14 protein-coding genes are annotated in these 15,536 nt (G+C 73.7%); 6 read left to right on the forward strand and 8 right to left on the reverse strand.

The features are described from left to right. Positions 1–43: 43 nt before the first annotated feature. Together DVA86_RS19795 and DVA86_RS19800 are read right to left on the reverse strand one after the other, a co-directional pair. On the reverse strand, positions 44–3,598 hold the full coding sequence (locus DVA86_RS19795) for a tetratricopeptide repeat protein (protein ID WP_245996805.1): 3,555 nt from the start codon (positions 3,596–3,598) through the stop codon (positions 44–46). Positions 3,599–3,784: 186 nt separating this feature from the next. Beyond that, the gene (locus DVA86_RS19800) at positions 3,785–4,588 is read right to left on the reverse strand and encodes a helix-turn-helix transcriptional regulator (RefSeq protein WP_208880098.1); all 804 of its coding nucleotides are present in this window, start codon (positions 4,586–4,588) and stop codon (positions 3,785–3,787) included. 156 nt (positions 4,589–4,744) lie between these two features. Here DVA86_RS19800 and DVA86_RS19805 point away from each other — a divergent pair, with 156 nt between their 5' ends. After that, positions 4,745–5,209, forward strand: coding sequence for an isomerase (locus DVA86_RS19805; RefSeq protein WP_208880099.1), 465 nt, complete (start codon positions 4,745–4,747; stop codon positions 5,207–5,209). 92 nt (positions 5,210–5,301) lie between these two features. Then, positions 5,302–5,625, forward strand: coding sequence for a hypothetical protein (locus DVA86_RS19810; RefSeq protein ID WP_208880101.1), 324 nt, complete (start codon positions 5,302–5,304; stop codon positions 5,623–5,625). Between the two features lie 164 nt (positions 5,626–5,789). Here the strand turns inward: DVA86_RS19810 and DVA86_RS19815 are convergent, their stop codons facing one another. The 3 genes from DVA86_RS19815 to DVA86_RS19825 form a co-directional block, all read right to left on the reverse strand. After that, positions 5,790–8,417, reverse strand: a complete 2,628-nt coding sequence (locus DVA86_RS19815; RefSeq protein ID WP_208880102.1) for a bifunctional FO biosynthesis protein CofGH — start codon at positions 8,415–8,417, stop codon at positions 5,790–5,792. Positions 8,418–8,627: 210 nt separating this feature from the next. Then, positions 8,628–9,107, reverse strand: a complete 480-nt coding sequence (locus DVA86_RS19820) for a nitroreductase family deazaflavin-dependent oxidoreductase (RefSeq protein WP_208880103.1) — start codon at positions 9,105–9,107, stop codon at positions 8,628–8,630. Positions 9,108–9,286: 179 nt separating this feature from the next. Then, a complete protein-coding gene (locus tag DVA86_RS19825; RefSeq protein ID WP_208880105.1) occupies positions 9,287–10,120 on the reverse strand; it encodes an LLM class F420-dependent oxidoreductase in 834 nt (277 codons plus the stop codon). Positions 10,121–10,196: 76 nt separating this feature from the next. Here DVA86_RS19825 and DVA86_RS19830 point away from each other — a divergent pair, with 76 nt between their 5' ends. Both DVA86_RS19830 and DVA86_RS19835 read left to right on the forward strand, forming a co-directional pair. Next, positions 10,197–10,742 carry a hypothetical protein gene (locus tag DVA86_RS19830; RefSeq protein WP_208880107.1) on the forward strand — a complete coding sequence of 182 codons (546 nt, stop codon included), beginning with the start codon at positions 10,197–10,199 and terminating at the stop codon, positions 10,740–10,742. Between the two features lie 313 nt (positions 10,743–11,055). Continuing rightward, positions 11,056–12,594 carry a CehA/McbA family metallohydrolase gene (locus tag DVA86_RS19835; protein WP_208880108.1) on the forward strand — a complete coding sequence of 513 codons (1,539 nt, stop codon included), beginning with the start codon at positions 11,056–11,058 and terminating at the stop codon, positions 12,592–12,594. 160 nt (positions 12,595–12,754) lie between these two features. Here the strand turns inward: DVA86_RS19835 and DVA86_RS19840 are convergent, their stop codons facing one another. After that, positions 12,755–13,825 carry a class I SAM-dependent methyltransferase gene (locus DVA86_RS19840; protein ID WP_208880109.1) on the reverse strand — a complete coding sequence of 357 codons (1,071 nt, stop codon included), beginning with the start codon at positions 13,823–13,825 and terminating at the stop codon, positions 12,755–12,757. Between the two features lie 213 nt (positions 13,826–14,038). On the opposite strand from DVA86_RS19840, the gene DVA86_RS19845 reads away from it, so the two are divergent. Beyond that, positions 14,039–14,335 (forward strand): hypothetical protein, encoded by a 297-nt coding sequence (locus DVA86_RS19845; protein WP_208880110.1) that lies wholly within the window; start codon positions 14,039–14,041, stop codon positions 14,333–14,335. A 4-nt stretch (positions 14,336–14,339) separates the two neighbouring features. Beyond that, the gene (locus DVA86_RS19850) at positions 14,340–14,825 is read left to right on the forward strand and encodes a pyridoxamine 5'-phosphate oxidase family protein (RefSeq protein WP_208880112.1); all 486 of its coding nucleotides are present in this window, start codon (positions 14,340–14,342) and stop codon (positions 14,823–14,825) included. 38 nt (positions 14,826–14,863) lie between these two features. Here DVA86_RS19850 and DVA86_RS19855 read toward each other — a convergent pair whose 3' ends face one another. Continuing rightward, positions 14,864–15,244, reverse strand: a complete 381-nt coding sequence (locus DVA86_RS19855) for a PIN domain-containing protein (RefSeq protein ID WP_208880114.1) — start codon at positions 15,242–15,244, stop codon at positions 14,864–14,866. After that, entirely contained in the window at positions 15,241–15,498 is a 258-nt protein-coding gene (locus DVA86_RS19860) for a hypothetical protein (protein ID WP_208880115.1), read from the reverse strand. Before DVA86_RS19860 ends, DVA86_RS19855 begins: the two co-directional genes overlap by 4 nt. Positions 15,499–15,536: the final 38 nt, after the last annotated feature.

Consider the following 15,536-nt stretch of genomic DNA (forward strand, 5'->3'; position numbering starts at 1 on the left):
TGTCGCAGTCCGCGAGCGGTACATACGACCGCCGACGGGCACTCTAATCGACGCGCGTCCGGTGGCCACCGGCCCCGAGGTACGCGCGGTCGGCATCCGGCCAGCCCGCCGCCAGCCGTGCGGCGGCGCGGTCCGCGAGCGCGTCGCAGCGGTCACGGGCGCCGCCGGGCGCGCGGGCGAGCACCCGCAGGCTGTGTACGCACTCGGTGAGCAGCTCCCAGTACGGGTCGCGCGCGAGTAGTTCGGTGAGGAGCGCGTCCGCGGTGGTCCAGTCGGCGAGGGCGGCGCGGGCGAGCAGGCGGATCGCGTGCGTCTCGAGCGGCGTGAGGCGTTCGTCCGGGCCGGCGGGGTCGGGCAGGTCCGCGAGCCGCTCCCAGCGTTCGCGTGCCGCCTGTCCCGCCGTACGGTCCTCCGCGCGCTCCGGCTCGGGCTCGGGCTCCGGCTCCGGCTCCGGCTCCGGCTCCGGCAGTGCAGCCTCCAGCAGCCCCGCCTCCAGCTCGACGACGGCGGCCCGCCCGTCCCTGCCCGTGCCCGCGAGCGCCCGTGCCCGTTCCAGGTCGGCGCGCGCCGCCTCGCGCCGTCCCGCGGCGCGGTGGCAGCGGGCCCGGCCGACGAGGTCGTCCGTGTCGGCGCCGTCCAGGGCGATGGCGCGGTCGAAGTCGGCGGTGGCCCGGTCCGGTTCACCGGCCAGCAGCAGGGTGTCCGCGCGGCCCGCCCACGCCGTGCCGTCCTCCGGTTGCGACGCGACGACGCGGTCCCAGCAGTCGAGCGACTCCCGCAGGCGGCCGGTCTCCCGGAGCACCCGGGCGCGGACGCGCCACGCGCGCGGGTTCTCCGGGTCGAGCGCCAGCGCCGCGTCGCAGTCGGCCAGCGCGGCGGCGAAGCGATCGGTCATACGGTGTGCCTCGGCCCGTTCCTCCAGCACCCATTCCGTGCCGGGTTCGAGCGCGAGTGCCGCGTCGAAGTCGGCCAGCGCGTCCTCGTACCGTTCGAGCGCGCGGTACGCCTGGCCGCGGCTCCCGAGCACGTACGCGCTGTGCGGGCTGAGCCCGAGGGAGGCGTCGAAGTCGCGGAGGGCGTCGTCGTAACGGCGCAGCAGCCGGTACGCCTCGCCGCGCGCGGAGCGCACCCAGGCGTTGCGCGGCGCCAGTTCCAGCGCCCGGTCGAAGTCGCACAGGGCAGGTTCGGTGCGGCCCGCCCTGAGGTGGAGCCGGGCGCGCCAGACGAGGGCGGTGAAGTCGGCGGGGTCGAGGCGCAGCGCGTGGTCGAAGTCCCGCAGCGCCTCCTCGTCCCGGCCGAGCGCGACGTACGTGTCGCCGCGGCAGGCCAGCGCCCACGCCGCCTGCCCCTCTCCGCAGGCGCGGTCGAAGTCGGCCAGCGCCTCCTCCATACGGTGCTGCTGCCGGTACACGTCGGCGCGTACGACGAGCGCCCACGTGAGGTCCGGGCTCAGGTCCAGTGCCCGGTTGAGGTCGGCCAGGGCCTCGTCCAGCCGGTCCAGGCGCTCCAGGCACAGGCCGCGCTGGCCCAGCGTCCAGCTGTCGTCCGGTACGAGTTCGAGGGAGCGGGTGAGGTCCGCGAGGGCGTCCTCGAAGCGGTTGACGGAGCCGTACGCCAGTGCGCGGTCCTCCAGCGTGCCCGCGACGCGCACCGGCTCGGCGGACTCGTCGAGCAGCGCGAGCGCCGCGTTGAAGTCCGCTGTCGCGTCCTCGAACCGGTCCAGCCCGCGGTGCGCGTCTCCCCGCGCCCGGTGCGCGCGCACCAGCGCGGAGCTGTCTGCGGAGCCGCCGACGGAGCCTGCGAGGGCGACGGCGCGGTCCAGTTCGGCGAGGCCGCCCTCGTGGTCGCCGGCCTCGACACGTGCGCTGCCGCAGACGGTCAGCGCGAGCGTCTGCCCGTACGCGTCGAGCGGTGCCCGCCCGCCGAGCAGCAGCCCGCACGCCCGCAGCCGTGCCGTCGCGCTCCCGGTGCCGGTCCCGGTGTGCGCGTCCGCGTCCAGCAGCGGCTCCCGGAGGCGTACGCCCCAGTCGCGTACCTGCTCGCTGTCGGCGTCACGGCCCGCCCGTACGAGCGTCTCCGCCCAGCCGCGGGCCACGGTGACGCTCTCGTCCAGGGCGTCCACCGCGTCCCGCAGGGCCTGCGGGAGCGCGCCGGCGGGGTCGGCGCACAGCAGGTGGTACGTCTCGTCGCGGCGGTACGCGCGCCAGCGCTCGTCCGCCCAGGGGCTCCACAGGGAGCTGCCCGTGCCGCGCGTGCGCTCCGTCTCCGTACGGCGCTCCGCCCAGAACTCCGCCAGCCGCGCGTGCAGTTCGCGCCAGCGCCGCGGCGACTGGTTGCGCTGGACGCGCAGCATGGTGGCGCGTACGACGTCGTGGTACTGGCAGCGGCCCGACCTGTCCCGTACGAACGGCAGCCGGCGCAGCCAGCCGTACAGGTCGGCGGCCTCCGCGTCGGCCACCGTACGGAAAACATCCTCGTCCAGCTCCGGCGGCAGCGCCCCGGCCAGCGCGGCCCCGCGCCGCACCGGGTCGGTGACCCACTTCAGGAAGCGTTCGACGGCGGTGCCGCTGGGGTCGCCGATGTCCTCCGGCCGGTCGGGGCGGGTGCCGGCCAGCATGGACGTGAGGACCGGGAGCCGTCCGGAGAGCTGGAGGACGACGTCGATGACGCGCTCGTCCGTGACGCCCTTGGCCGCCAGCAGCTGCCGTGCCTCGTCCTCCGTGAAGAGTTCCAGGGGCAGTTCGGTGACGAAGTCGGCGTCGTTGCCCCAGCAGGCCGGGTCCGGGGGCGGCTGCCCGGACAGGGTGACGACGAGGTTCGCGGGCATCGCGCCGTACCGGTCGCTGACCATCACGTCCCGCAGCCACGTGTCGAGCAGCGGCCCGGTCCGCTCGTACGTGTCGAAGAACAGCGCCAGCCACGGCACCCGCGCCGCCACGTCGCGGAGCCCGGCCAGGAACACGGGGGTGAGGGCGGGCAGCGGCGAGAGCACCAGCTGCACGTCCTCCTGGCTGCGCAGCCGCGCGCTGAGCGCGGCGCGCCACCGGTCCATGCCGTGCGCGAGCTGTTCCGGGTCGGCGGCACGGGCGGCCAACGTGCCGATGCCGGGGAGCAGTTCGAGTCCCGCCAGCCCCGCCTGCGCGACGGCGCGGCTGGCCGCCGCCGGGGGCGGGGGCGGCGGCGCGTGCGCCGGGCCGCCGTCCTGGGCGCCGGCTTCCGCTTCGGCTTCGGCTTCCGCGCGGGCGGCGGTGGCCGAGTCAGCCTCGTGGCGGCGCTGCCGGTAGCGCGACAGCAGCTTGTCGAAGTCCTTCAACGGGCGGCCCTGGCGCGCGAACTGGCCGCTCACCGCCTCCATCGCGTCGAGCACACTGTGCACGGTGTCGTCGACGTACGCCGTGACCGCGCCCTCCTCACGTGCCGTCGCCTCGAACTGCCGCACCAGCGACGTCTTTCCGATGCCCGCCGCGCCGTGCACGTGGAAGAGGAAGCGGTGCTCGGGGTCGCCGGGGTCGGTGGCGAAGTTGTCGCGGAACGCCGTACGTTCCGCCCGCCGCCCGATGAAACCGTCACCCCTGCGGAGGCGGATCAGCTCCTGCATCGACGGCTGGTCCCCCCGGGACGGCCGCGCCGTCCGCGACGGCCTCGGCGTCCGTGCTGGTCCGGCCATCCCGCCACCTCCCCGACTGCCGTGTGGGTGCGGGGATCAGTCTTCCAGTACGGACGCCGGTTCGGGCAGACGCCCGGCCCTCAGGTCGCGGTCAGCGCGTCACCCGCCTCCGTACGGTCACGCCGGTGCCGTATCGCGCGTCTCCGTACGGAACATGGCCGCGAGCAGGTCCGCCGTCGCCGTGTCGGCGGGGAAGAACGTCTCCACGGCGATCTCGTCCAGCGTCACGTCACGGGGTGAGCCGAAGACAGTCGTCGTGTAGAGCAGACTCAGATCGCCGTGGTCCGAGGACAGGAGCATCGGCACGGCCAGGTCGTTGACCGGTTCCTCGTCGCTGTGGTCCACCGGCAGCGGGTACGACTCCACTTCGGCCAGCAGCTCCGGCAGGCCCTCCGCCGCCGTACGGGCGAGCTGCCGGCGGATACGGCGGACGACGTGCGCGCGCCACTGGGCGAGGTTGCGGATGCGCCCGGAGAGGCCGTCCGGGTGGAGGGTGGAGCGCAGCACGTTGACCGGCGGCGTACGCAGATGGGGCGGGAGGTCCGCGAGGAACGCGCGGGCGGCCCGGTTGGCGGCGAGCAGCTCCCACCGCACGTTCACGGCGAGCGCCGGGCTGGGCTCGTGGCCGGTGAGCACGGCGTCCACGGCGACGCGGGCGGCACCGAGGTCGGCGAGCGCGCGTTCCGGGTACACGGGGGCGAAACCGGCGGCCAGATAGACGGTGTTGCGTTCGCGCAGCGGCACGTCGAGTTCGTCGCAGAGACGCTCGATCATGTTCCGGCTCGGGGTGGCGCGGCCGGTCTCGATGTAGCTCAGGTGCCGCGTGGAGAGCCGGGCCGCCGATGCCACGTCGAGCTGCGAACGGCCGCGGCGTTCACGCCAGCGCCGTACGAGGAGTCCGACCGGTTCCGTGGTTGCCATGCCCCGAGGCTGGCCGATGCGCCGCGCTGCGGCAATGACCTCGGAGGTTATCGACACCCGGCGGGTGCGGTCCGCACTGTTGCGGCAGCGGACCCCGCGGTCCGCCCCGCGGGGCGACGGGCCCCGTACGGGCCACGACGGAACGGAGTCAGGACGATGACCGAGACGACCACCGGGAGCACCACCGGCCCCGCCACCGGGAGCACCTCCGGGACGGCCGAGGAGACGGCCGACGAGACGGCGTACGGAGCGACCGTCGACCACTACGTACGGTTCTGGAACGCCGGAACCCCCGCCGAGCAGCGCGGCCTCGCCACCGCGACGTTCGCCGACGACGTCGGGTACTACGCGCCGGTCGGCGTCCTCTCCGGCGCACCAGCCCTGATCGGCTTCCACGACGAGTTCACGGAGCACATGGGCACCGTCGTGTTCCGGGCCCGGCGGGAGCCAGAGATCCACCACGGGCGCGCCCGGCTGCTGTGGGCGCTCGACGCGGCCGGGAAGGAGCCGTTCGCCACCGGCACCGACGTGCTGGTCTTCGACGGGGACGGCCGTATCAGCACGGTCACCACTTTCCTGGACCAGGCGCCGGAGGGCTTCGACCCCAACGCGCACCACTAGGCGGCCCTTTCGGCGAGAACCGAAAGTCGTTGCGGCCGCACCGTCCGGTGGGCAGCCTGCACAGATCAGTCCGTGACGGGATGGGGGAAACGATGGCGATCAAGAAGACGGTGGCACGGGCCGCGGCCGTGGCGGTCATCGCGGCGGGCGGCCTCGTGGCAGGCACGAGCGGGGCGGCAGCGGGTGACAACGGTGGCGCGCCCACCAGCGGCCTCGCGCCGATGGGCGACGACTACGGCGCTGGATACGCCGCACCGATGGGCGACGGCAGCGGCTCGCCGGGTGGTGCAGGTGTCGCCCCGCCCGAGCACGACTGGGGCATCGCCCCCGCATTCGACGGCGACGGCTCCGCGGACGACTACGCGGCCGGGACCCGCACCGACGGTGACGGCTGGATGGACGTGCTGCCCGCCTAGCAGTCCCGCCCAGTCCGCGTCCATGCGACGTGGACGAGCCGGGCCGCGGCCCGCCCTGGCCGCCGCGCTCTCCCTGCTGACGGCGGCGGGCGGCCGCAGCGGGTCCTCTCAGGGGGAGGACCCGCACCCGGCGCCACGATGACGGCCGCCCGGCCGCCCGGCCGTCAGTCGTCCAACACCGGCAGCAGCTCCGGCAGATGCCCGTCCGAGGACAGCGCCGCCCGCTGCCGCTCCTCCGGCACCGCCCCGTACGTGGTCGTACGCGGCCGGGACGGGCGGCCCGCCGCATCCGCGATGGCGACGAGGTCGCGCACCGAGCGGTACGAGCCGTACGACGAGCCCGCCATCCGCGAGATGGTCTCCTCCATCAGCGTGCCGCCGAGGTCGTTCGCGCCGGAGCGGAGCATCTCGGCGGCGCCGTCCGCTCCCAGCTTGACCCAGCTGGTCTGGATGTTGGTGATGTGCGGGTGCAGCAGCAGCCGGGCCATCGCGGTGACGGCGCGGTTGTCCCGGGAGGTCGGTCCGGGGCGGGCGATCCCGGCCAGGTACACCGGCGCGTTGGTGTGGATGAACGGCAGCGTCACGAACTCCGTGAAGCCGCCCGTCTCCTGCTGGATGCGCGCCAGCAGCCGCAGGTGCGCCAGCCAGTGCCGGGGCTGGTCCACATGCCCGTACATCATCGTGGACGACGACGGCAGTCCCAGTTCGTGCGCCGTCTTCACGACCTCGACCCAGGTGGACGCGGGCAGCTTGCCCTTGGTGAGGATCCACCGCACCTCGTCGTCCAGGATCTCCGCCGCCGTACCGGGGATCGAGCCCAGCCCGGCCTCCCGCGCGGCGCTCAGCCACTCCCGTACGGACATGCCCGTACGGGACGCGCCGTTCACGACCTCCATCGGGGAGAACGCGTGCACGTGCATGCCGGGGACGCGGCTCCGTACGGCGCGCGCGATGTCGAAGTACGCCGTCCCCGGCAGGTCCGGGTGGATGCCTCCCTGCATGCACACCTCCACGGCGCCCACGTCCCACGCCTGCTGTGCGCGGTCGGCGACCTGGTCGATGGAGAGGGTGTACGCGTCGGCATCCGTACGGCGCTGCGCGAAGGCGCAGAAACGGCACCCTGTGTAGCAGACGTTGGTGAAGTTGATGTTGCGCGTGACGATGTACGTCACCTCGTCCCCGACGGTGTCGCGGCGCACCGCGTCGGCGGTGCGGCACAGGGCGTCCAGGGCGGGCCCGTCGGCGTGCAGCAGCGCGAGCGCCTCCGCGTCGGTGAGCCGCGTCGGGTCGTCGGCGGCGGTGGCGAGGGCGCCGCGTACGTCGGTGTCGATCCGTTCCGGGGCCATGCCGGGCGCGGCGCGCTCGCGCAGGTCGGCCCAGTCGCCGTACACCTCGTCGAAGTCGTCGCGGCGGTCGGCGGTGCGGCCCTCGGTGTCGATGGTGCGGTGCAGATCCGTACGGCCGCTGCCGCCGCCCCCCGCGGTGAACCCCTCGTCGGGCTCCTGCCACGGCCGCCCCTCCACGGGGGCGTCCTCGCGCGCCAGCCCCGTCTCCGGTTCGGCGAGCGCGGTGACGTGCGGGAGCAGCCTCGGGTCGAGCCAGGGCTCGCCGCGCTGCACGAACTCCGGGTACACGCTGAGCCGTTCGCGCAGCGCGAAGCCCGACTCGCGGGTCCGCTCGGTGAGCCGCTCCAGCTGCGGCCAGGGCCGCTCCGGGTTGACGTGGTCGATGGTCAGCGGGGAGACGCCGCCCCAGTCGTCGATGCCCGCGTCGAGGATCATCGCGAACTCGCCGTCCACGAGGTTCGGCGGCGCCTGGATGCGCGCCGACGGGCCGAGGATCAGCCGGGCGACGGCGATCGCCGCGACCAGCTCCGTCAGTTCGGCGTCCGGCATGCCGCGCATCGCCGTGTCCGGCTTGGCGCGGAAGTTCTGCATGATGACTTCCTGGATGCCGTGGTACGCGCGCTGCACGCGGCGCAGCGCGAACAGCGAGTCCGCGCGCTCCTCGTACGTCTCGCCGATCCCGATCAGCAGCCCGCTGGTGAACGGCACGTTGGAGCGGCCCGCGTCCTCCAGCACCCGCAGCCGTACGGCCGGCTCCTTGTCCGGCGAACCGTGGTGCGGGCCGCCCGGCTCACTCCACAGCCGCTCGGACGTCGTCTCCAGCATCATGCCCATGGACGGCGCGACGGGCTTGAGCCGCTGCAGGTCCGTCCAGCTCAGCACGCCGGGGTTGAGGTGGGGCAGCAGCCCCGTCTCCTCCAGCACCCGGATCGCCATGGCGCGTACGTACGCGATCGTGTCGTCGTACCCCTCCGCCTCCAGCCACTCCCGCGCCTCCGGCCACCGGTCCTCCGGCTTGTCGCCGAGCGTGAACAGCGCCTCCTTGCAGCCGAGCGCGGCGCCGCGGCGGGCGACGTCCAGCACCTCGTCCGGGGACATGAACATCCCGTGCCCGTCACGGCGCAGCCTGCCGGGGACCGTGACGAACGTGCAGTAGTGGCACTTGTCCCGGCACAGCCGGGTGAGCGGCACGAACACACCCTTCGAGTACGTGACGACCCCCGGCCGCCCGGCCGCCTCCAGCCCGGCATCCCGCACACGCCGTGCCGCCGCCGTCAGCTCCGCCAGATCCCCGCCGCGCGCCTGCAGCAGCACGGCGGCCTCGCCGACGTCGAGCGCGACACCGTCCCGCGCGCGCTTGAGCGCGCGGCGCATGGCGTTGGCGGTGGGTGGGGGCGCCGCCCCGGCTGGCTGCCCTGTCTGCCCTGTCTGCGCGTCGGTGGTCATCCATCGAGCGTAGCCCCGGGGGCACCGTCTGACCTGCCCGCACGTGGCGGGTGTTCGTCACAGCGGCCGGTGGCGCGCTCTCCGTGCGCCGGGCACGTCAGCGGCCCCCGTCAAGGCCCGGCGGAGGCCGCTGTCGTACGCGCGTTGAACGGCTCTGGCGTGAACTCCCCGCACTTCACGGCGGGGAGGTGACATGCGGGGTGTGCCGTGTCAGTGCGGCTCGGGGGCCGGTTCGAGGACGAAGACCGGGATCTCGCGGTCCGTCTTCTTCTGGTAGTCGGCGTAGTCCGGGTACGCCTCGACCGCGCGCACCCACCACTCGGCCTTCTCGTCGCCGGTCACCTCGCGGGCGACCATGTCCTGGCGCACCGGGCCGTCCTGAAGCTCCACACGGGGATCGGCGACCACGTTGTGGTACCAGACGGGGTGCTTCGGGGCTCCGCCCAGGGAGGCGACCGCGGCGTAGGCGCCGTCGTGCTCCACGCGCATCAGCGGGGTCTTGCGGAGCCTGCCGCTCTTGACGCCCACGGTGGTCAGGATGATGACGGGGAGGTCCCGCCGCCGTTCGTCGCCGGGGCCGACCAGGCTCTCCAGGGTCGTGCCCCGCGTGCCGCCGGAGCTCTCGTACAGCTCCACCTGGTCCCGTACCAACTGCGTCGTGCTCGGCTCGTACTCGCCCTTGAGTGGCATATCGCGCGTCTCCATGCTGTGGGTCGAAGCTGTCGGAAGCTGTCGGAAGAGTCCTCGGCACGTGCAACGCGGCAGGCGGACGTGATCTTCCCGCGTCCCTCGTCCCGGGTCCCGGGTCCGGGTCCCGCGTCCCGCGTGCGCCGCCCGTACGGCGCGCTGCCGTGGTGCCGCTGCCTCCGTCAGAGGTACTGCGCGTAGTCGTCCAGGGTGCGGAGCACGTCGCGTTCGTCACCGGAAGGGAGCAGCAGGACGAACTCCTCGACGCCCTGTTCGCGGAAGTGCGCGAGCTTCCCCGGCGAGGGCAGCACGTAGCTGAGCACCACCTCGGGAGGCTGCCCGGGTGCGCGTCCCGCCTCCTGCCAGGCCGTACGGAGCCGGGCGAGGCTGTCGCCCAGCCCGCGCCCGCTGTTGGGCATCCAGCCGTCGGCGTACTCCGCGATGTGCGCGAACAGCGTCGGGCCCGGCGCGCCGCCCAGCAGCAGCCGGGGGCCGCCCGTACGGGACGGTTTCGGATGCGCGTGGCTCGCCGGCACGGACCCGAATTCGCCCTCGTACGGTGTCGGTTCAGGCGCCCACAGGGCGCGCATCAGCGCGATCCGGTCGCGTACGAGGGCGCGCCGCGTACGCCACTCCACGCCGTGGTCGGCGGCCTCCTCCGCGTTCCAGCCGAAGCCGACGCCGAGGGTGAAGCGGCCCTGCGCGAGCAGGTCGAGCGTCGCGATCTGCTTGGCGAGCACGATCGGGTCGTGCTGCGCCGCGAGCAGGATGCTCGTGCCCAGGTGCAGCCGGGTGGTGACGGAGGCGGCGGTGGCGAGCGCGACCAGCGGGTCGAGAGTGCGCCCGTAGTCGCGCGGCAGTTCGCCGCCCATCGGGGACGGCGACTCGCGGCTGATCGGGATGTGGGTGTGCTCGGGGAGGTACAGGCCGTCGAAACCGCGCTCCTCGAGCTCGCGGGCGAGCCGGGCGGGGCTGATCGTCTCGTCGGTGAGTACGGCGGTCGTCGCAATCCGCATCCGGAGACACCCTTTTCGTCGTCTGAACCCGTGAATGTGCGCACCACCATGCACTGACCAATCGGGGGAGTACACCATGCGCATCACGAGTGTCCTGATTCTGCCCGCGGTCCTGCTCGGGGCCCTGATCGGCGGGGCGTCGCCGTCCGTGGCGCACGCCGCGGCGAAGGGGGCGGCGCCGGGGACGGTGCCGGACGCCGCACCGGGCACGGTGCCGGGCACCGCGCCGGACACGGCACCGGAGCGGGCGTCCGGCACCACCGGAGGCGGTGGCCGTGGCGGGGTGAGCAGCAGCGGCGCCGGCAGTTCGAGCGGCGGCCGGAGCGGCGGCACCACCATCGGGGGCAGCCGGAGCGGCGGCGTGAGCAGCGTCAGCAGCGGGGGCGTCAGCGTCGGCGGTGTCGACGACGACGAGGACGACGACTTCGAGGACGACTACGACGACGCGGACGGCCTCGACGACGAGTACGGGACCGGCGACGCGTACGACGACGAGCCGACGGAGGAGCCCGCCTCCAGCGGCGGCGGTTCCGGTGCGACTGTGGCCATCGTGCTGATCCTCGTGTTCGTCGGCGGCCTGTTCGTCTACGCGCTCGCCGCGAACGCGCGCCGCCGCCGCTGAACGGCGGCAGCGGCTCGTCCCGGACGCCGCCGCAACGCGTACGCCGCGCAACGTACGCCGCGCAACGCGCCCGCCCGGCAACGGGTGCGTCGCGCAACACCCCTGCCACACAACGTTGCGCGACAGCAACGCGTACATCCCGCAACGCGCCCGTTCCGCAACGCGTGCGTCCCGCGCCATTCCCCTCCGCGCCACTCACGCGTACAACCATCAACGCGCGTCGTACCGGACGTTACGCACGTGCCGCACACGTACCGCGCGCACCATCGGCCACCGCCGTGGCCGCACATCCGACACGAGGGGGGCCGACGGCATGGACCGGCGCACCGTACTGAAGCTGTCCGCCGCCACGGGAGCCGCGGGCGTGCTTACGCTCGACACCGTGGCGTTCGCAAGCCCGGCGGAGGGCGACGACCGCTCCGCCGCCACCGCCGACCAGACGAAGACCGTCCGCGGCCACCTGCCGACGGGCGCGCCCGACTACGTCTACCTCCCGGTCGACGTACCCGACGGTGTACGCGAGATCGCCGTCTCGTACACCTACGACAAGCCGGAGGTCCCCGCCGGCACCCCCGGCAACGCCCTGGACATCGGCATCTTCGACGAGCGCGGCACCCGCCTCGGCGGCCCCGGTTTCCGCGGCTGGTCCGGCGGCTTCCGTACGGAGTTCGCGATCAGCGCGGCCGAGGCCACTCCGGGCTATCTGGCGGGGCCGGTACGGCACGGCACGTGGCACGTCGTCCTCGGCCCGTACACCGTCGCCCCGCAGGGCATGGACTACGAGGTGACCGTCACGCTCCGGTTCGGCCCCGCGGATGAGACGCCCGAGCCCGCGTACCCGCCGGAACGGGCCCGGGGCCGGGGCCGCGACTGGTACCGCGGCGACTGCCATCTGCACACCGTGCACTCCGACGGAAAACGCACCCCTACGGAGGTCGCCGCCGCCGCACGTGCGGCCGGTCTGGACTTCATCGTCAGCACGGAGCACAACACCACGTCCGGGCACGGCGCGTGGGAAGGCCTGTGGGGCCGCGGCGACGGCAGCGAACGCGAACTGCTCGTCCTCTGCGGCGAGGAGATCACCACCCGCAACGGCCACTACCTCGCGCTGGGCACGGACCCGGGCACGTTCGTCGACTGGCGCTACCGCGCGCGCGACGACGCGTACGCCCGTTTCGCCCGCCGTGTCCACCGCGCGGACGGGCTGGTGGTGCCCGCGCACCCGAACTGCCCGTTCGTCGGCTGCCAGTGGAAGTTCGGCTACGAGTACGCCGACGCCGTCGAGGTCTGGAACGGCCCCTGGACACCGGACGACGAACTCGCCGTCGCCGCCTGGGACAACACCCTCGTGGCCGACGACGACTGGCTGCCCGCCATGGGCAACAGCGACGCGCACCGCGAGGGCCAGGACGTCGGCCTCCCGCACACCGTCGTACACGCGGCGGAACTGTCCCGCCGCGCCCTCCTCGACGGCGTACGGCAGGGGCACAGCTACCTCGCCGAGTCCTCCCGCGTCACCCTCCGGCTCACCGCCACCGGCCCGCACGGCGAACACGCGGACATCGGCGAACGGCTGCGCGTCGCGTCGCCCGACGCGGAGGTGACCGTACGCCTGGACGTCACCGGCGGCCCTGCCCGCGCGACGGCGCGGCTGCTCACGGACCAGGGCGAACTGCACGCGGAGCCGCTGCCGTCGGGCGCGGGTACGGTCACGTGGCGTACGAGGGCGTCGCTGGCGACGTACGTACGGGCGGAAGTCCGCCACCCGGTCGCGGAGGGCGCCCCGGCGGGCCTGCCGGGGGCGATGTCGGCCCTGACCAACCCGCTCTGGCTCACCCCGCGCGGCGCGTAGCGCCGTTCTTCCCCGCCGCGGCGGGGAGCGCCTCGCCGCCGGACGGGGCCCGGCGGTGACCACCGGGCCCCGCCCGGAGCCGTACGCACCCGGCCGTCGCCCATGCCGCCGGACCCAGCCGGAGGGGGCCGTCTGCCGCGGCGGCGGGAAGAAAGGGCTACTACGCCAGGCGGCGGACTCGGTGGTTCTGGCCCCAGCGCGTGATCGCCTTGTCGTCCGCGAAGGCCAGTGCCCGCAGCATGTTGCCGCCGTCGCTCGACGCGACCGCCCGCCGCAGGCGGCGGTCCGTCGACGGGGGCAACGGCGCCGTGCCCGCCTCCACCGTGTCGCCGTAGAACGGCGCGAAGGTCACCCCCGCGAAACCCGTACGGCGCAGCAGCGCGGGCAGGGTCTCCGAGGAGTAGAACATCAGGTGGTTCCGGGTGAAGCCGCTCCACCCGTTGCCGTGCGCCTTGAGCAGTAGCGACCTGGCGTTGACCGTGAAGACGAGCAGGACGCCGCCGGGGGCGAGCAGTTCGCGGAAGCGGCTGAAGTCGTCGAGCGGGCGCGGCAGATGGGCCAGTACGGACCACAGCGTGATGACGTCGAAGCCGCCCGCGGCGATCTCCGGTACGTCGTCGGGGGCGCCGAAGTGCGCGGTGGCGGTGGAGAGCCGCTTGTTGGCCTGCTCGACGGAGTCGGGCGAGAGGTCCACGCCGTACGCCTCGAAGCCCGCCTGCTCGGCGACCTCCAGGAACAGCCCGGACCCGCAGCCGAAGTCGAGCAGGCGGCGGCCGTCGCCGTCGTCGAGTACGGGGGCGAAGGCGTCCATGGTCAGCCGGTAGCGGCGCTGCCGGTTCTCGGCGTAGGAGCCGGTCAGGAAGGTGCTGTAGTTGTCGGCGTAGAGGTCGCCGAGGCGTTCCGGCAGGATGTTCGGGTTGCGGTAGAGGAAGCCGCAGGAGGGGCAGCGCACCACGTGGTACGCCCAGTTCTCGCCCGCCGGCCGGAAGAGCGGCTGCTGCCGTGTCTCTCCGCACAGGTGGCAGGTGATGAACTCCTCGATGGGCCCGGCCGTGTGCTGCGCGCGGTACTCGTCGAGGGAGACCGTACGGGCTCTGCGGAGCCGCATCTGCCACTGCAGTTCTCTGGCGGCCTTCTCGCCGGGCCTGAGGTAGACGCGCTGTCCCCAGGGCACGTGGTCGAAGCGCGATCCGTACACTGCGCGGGCAATTGCCCGTTTCGTTGTCACCATGAGTTCACCTCGCGGACGACTGACGGCCCACGGTCTCACCGGACTCGCACACCCTCAAGGATTGGGTGACGATCACACCGGCGGGTCGATGAGTTTTCACCCCGGCGGCGGTCTGTCCCGGTGACCGCGTGACCGCGTGACCGCGTGACCGCGTAACCGCGTAGCCCCGGCAGCGCGCAGACGCAGCAGACCCAGCAGACGGAGGAGCACGTCATGGGGATCTTCACCGTGGACATCTCGATGTCCCTGGACGGGTACGTCACCGGGCCGAACCCCGGTGTCCACAACGGACTGGGCGACGGAGGGGAACGCCTGCACGACTGGGTTTTCAGCGCCCGTACGGAGACCGATCTGACACTGCTCGACACGACCACCAAGGCGACGGACGCGGTGCTGAGGGGGCGGCACACCTTCGACGTCGTGGACGGCCCGGAGGGCTGGCAGGGCGACCTGGGGTACGGCACCGAGCGCGACCAGACGGCGGCCCGTGCCGCCGGCGGGGAGGGGTGACGGCATGTCCCGCGAGGAGATCCTGCGGAACCGCGCACGCGGCGTCGTCGACGCCAACAAGTACATGGCGCTCGGCACCGCCGACGAGACCGGCAGCCCGTGGGTGTCGCCGGTGTACTTCACTCCGGACAGCTACTCCGACTTCTACTGGGTGTCCTCCCCCGAGGCCCGGCACTCGCTGAACATCGCCGGCCGGCCGGAGGTCAGCATCGTCATCTTCGACTCGTCCGTGCCGATCGGCTCCGCCGAGGCGGTGTACGTGACGGCGCTGGCCGAGGAGGTGCCCGTACGGGAGCTGGAGCGCTGCGCGGAGGTGTACGGCGTGCGCCTTCCGGAGGCCCGCCGCATCGCCCCGGACGAACTGCGGGCGCCCGCGGACCTCCGTCTGTACCGCGCGTCCGCCACGGACCAGTCACTCCTGATCCGCGGCGGCGACCCGGACTTCGGCCGGGGCGTCGACTCGCGCCTCCCCGTCACGCTCACCGGGTGACGGCGGCCGGGCGCCGGGCAGGCCGGAAGTCGTTGCCGTCACGCGCTCAGGTCGAGGACACGTACACCCTGGCCCTTCCAGTCCCCCGGCGTCGTGGTGGCGATGACCGCGCCGGCGGGGCGGTCCGGGGTGGGCTGCGCCGCGTGGCGAGTGTGCGGCGCTGCCCAGGCGGGCTCGCGGGCGACGGCGAGGGCCGCGGGCAGGTCCAGCTCAAGGACGGTGATACGGGGCAGCGCGGCGATGTGCTCGGCCGTGCCGGGGCGGATGCGGTCGGCCTCGACCAGGGCGCACGCCGGTGCGTACAGGAACCAGCCGGCCTCGGCGTGCGCACGGTGGATCAGCCGGGAGGCAAGGACGTTCCCGCGGCCCGCCGCGACCATGGCGGTGTCGTCCAGAACGACGTGGCGGGCGTCGGTCACGGACTGCCCGCTTCGGCCAGCCGCCGGTCCAACTCGGCGTCGAGATCGGCCGCTTCGGCCTCGCTGGGGTCGTAGCCGTTCCACTCCCGTAGTGCGGCGCGGGCGCGCTCAGCCTGTTCCGCACGCTCGGCAGGCGTAAGCAGATGGTCGGCGAGGCGGGCGAGGTAGGCGCGCAGGGAGAGGCCCTCGGCGGCCGCTATCTCGGCGAGCCGGTCGCGCGCCTCGGAGGGGATGCGGATGTTGGCGTCGGACATGAGAGCGGCTCCTTCCCAGCACACGGACAGGGTACGGG

Source organism: Streptomyces armeniacus (genome assembly GCF_003355155.1).
GTDB classification, from domain to species: domain Bacteria; phylum Actinomycetota; class Actinomycetes; order Streptomycetales; family Streptomycetaceae; genus Streptomyces; species Streptomyces armeniacus.

Coding starts and splice junctions, on each gene's coding strand:
- DVA86_RS19795 (WP_245996805.1), bottom strand. CDS start 3,598: ATGCAGGAGCTGATCCGCCTCCGCAGGGGTGACGGTTTCATCGGGCGG.
- DVA86_RS19800 (WP_208880098.1), bottom strand. CDS start 4,588: ATGGCAACCACGGAACCGGTCGGACTCCTCGTACGGCGCTGGCGTGAA.
- DVA86_RS19805 (WP_208880099.1), top strand. CDS start 4,745: ATGACCGAGACGACCACCGGGAGCACCACCGGCCCCGCCACCGGGAGC.
- DVA86_RS19810 (WP_208880101.1), top strand. CDS start 5,302: ATGGCGATCAAGAAGACGGTGGCACGGGCCGCGGCCGTGGCGGTCATC.
- DVA86_RS19815 (WP_208880102.1), bottom strand. CDS start 8,417: ATGACCACCGACGCGCAGACAGGGCAGACAGGGCAGCCAGCCGGGGCG.
- DVA86_RS19820 (WP_208880103.1), bottom strand. CDS start 9,107: ATGCCACTCAAGGGCGAGTACGAGCCGAGCACGACGCAGTTGGTACGG.
- DVA86_RS19825 (WP_208880105.1), bottom strand. CDS start 10,120: ATGCGGATTGCGACGACCGCCGTACTCACCGACGAGACGATCAGCCCC.
- DVA86_RS19830 (WP_208880107.1), top strand. CDS start 10,197: ATGCGCATCACGAGTGTCCTGATTCTGCCCGCGGTCCTGCTCGGGGCC.
- DVA86_RS19835 (WP_208880108.1), top strand. CDS start 11,056: ATGGACCGGCGCACCGTACTGAAGCTGTCCGCCGCCACGGGAGCCGCG.
- DVA86_RS19840 (WP_208880109.1), bottom strand. CDS start 13,825: ATGGTGACAACGAAACGGGCAATTGCCCGCGCAGTGTACGGATCGCGC.
- DVA86_RS19845 (WP_208880110.1), top strand. CDS start 14,039: ATGGGGATCTTCACCGTGGACATCTCGATGTCCCTGGACGGGTACGTC.
- DVA86_RS19850 (WP_208880112.1), top strand. CDS start 14,340: ATGTCCCGCGAGGAGATCCTGCGGAACCGCGCACGCGGCGTCGTCGAC.
- DVA86_RS19860 (WP_208880115.1), bottom strand. CDS start 15,498: ATGTCCGACGCCAACATCCGCATCCCCTCCGAGGCGCGCGACCGGCTC.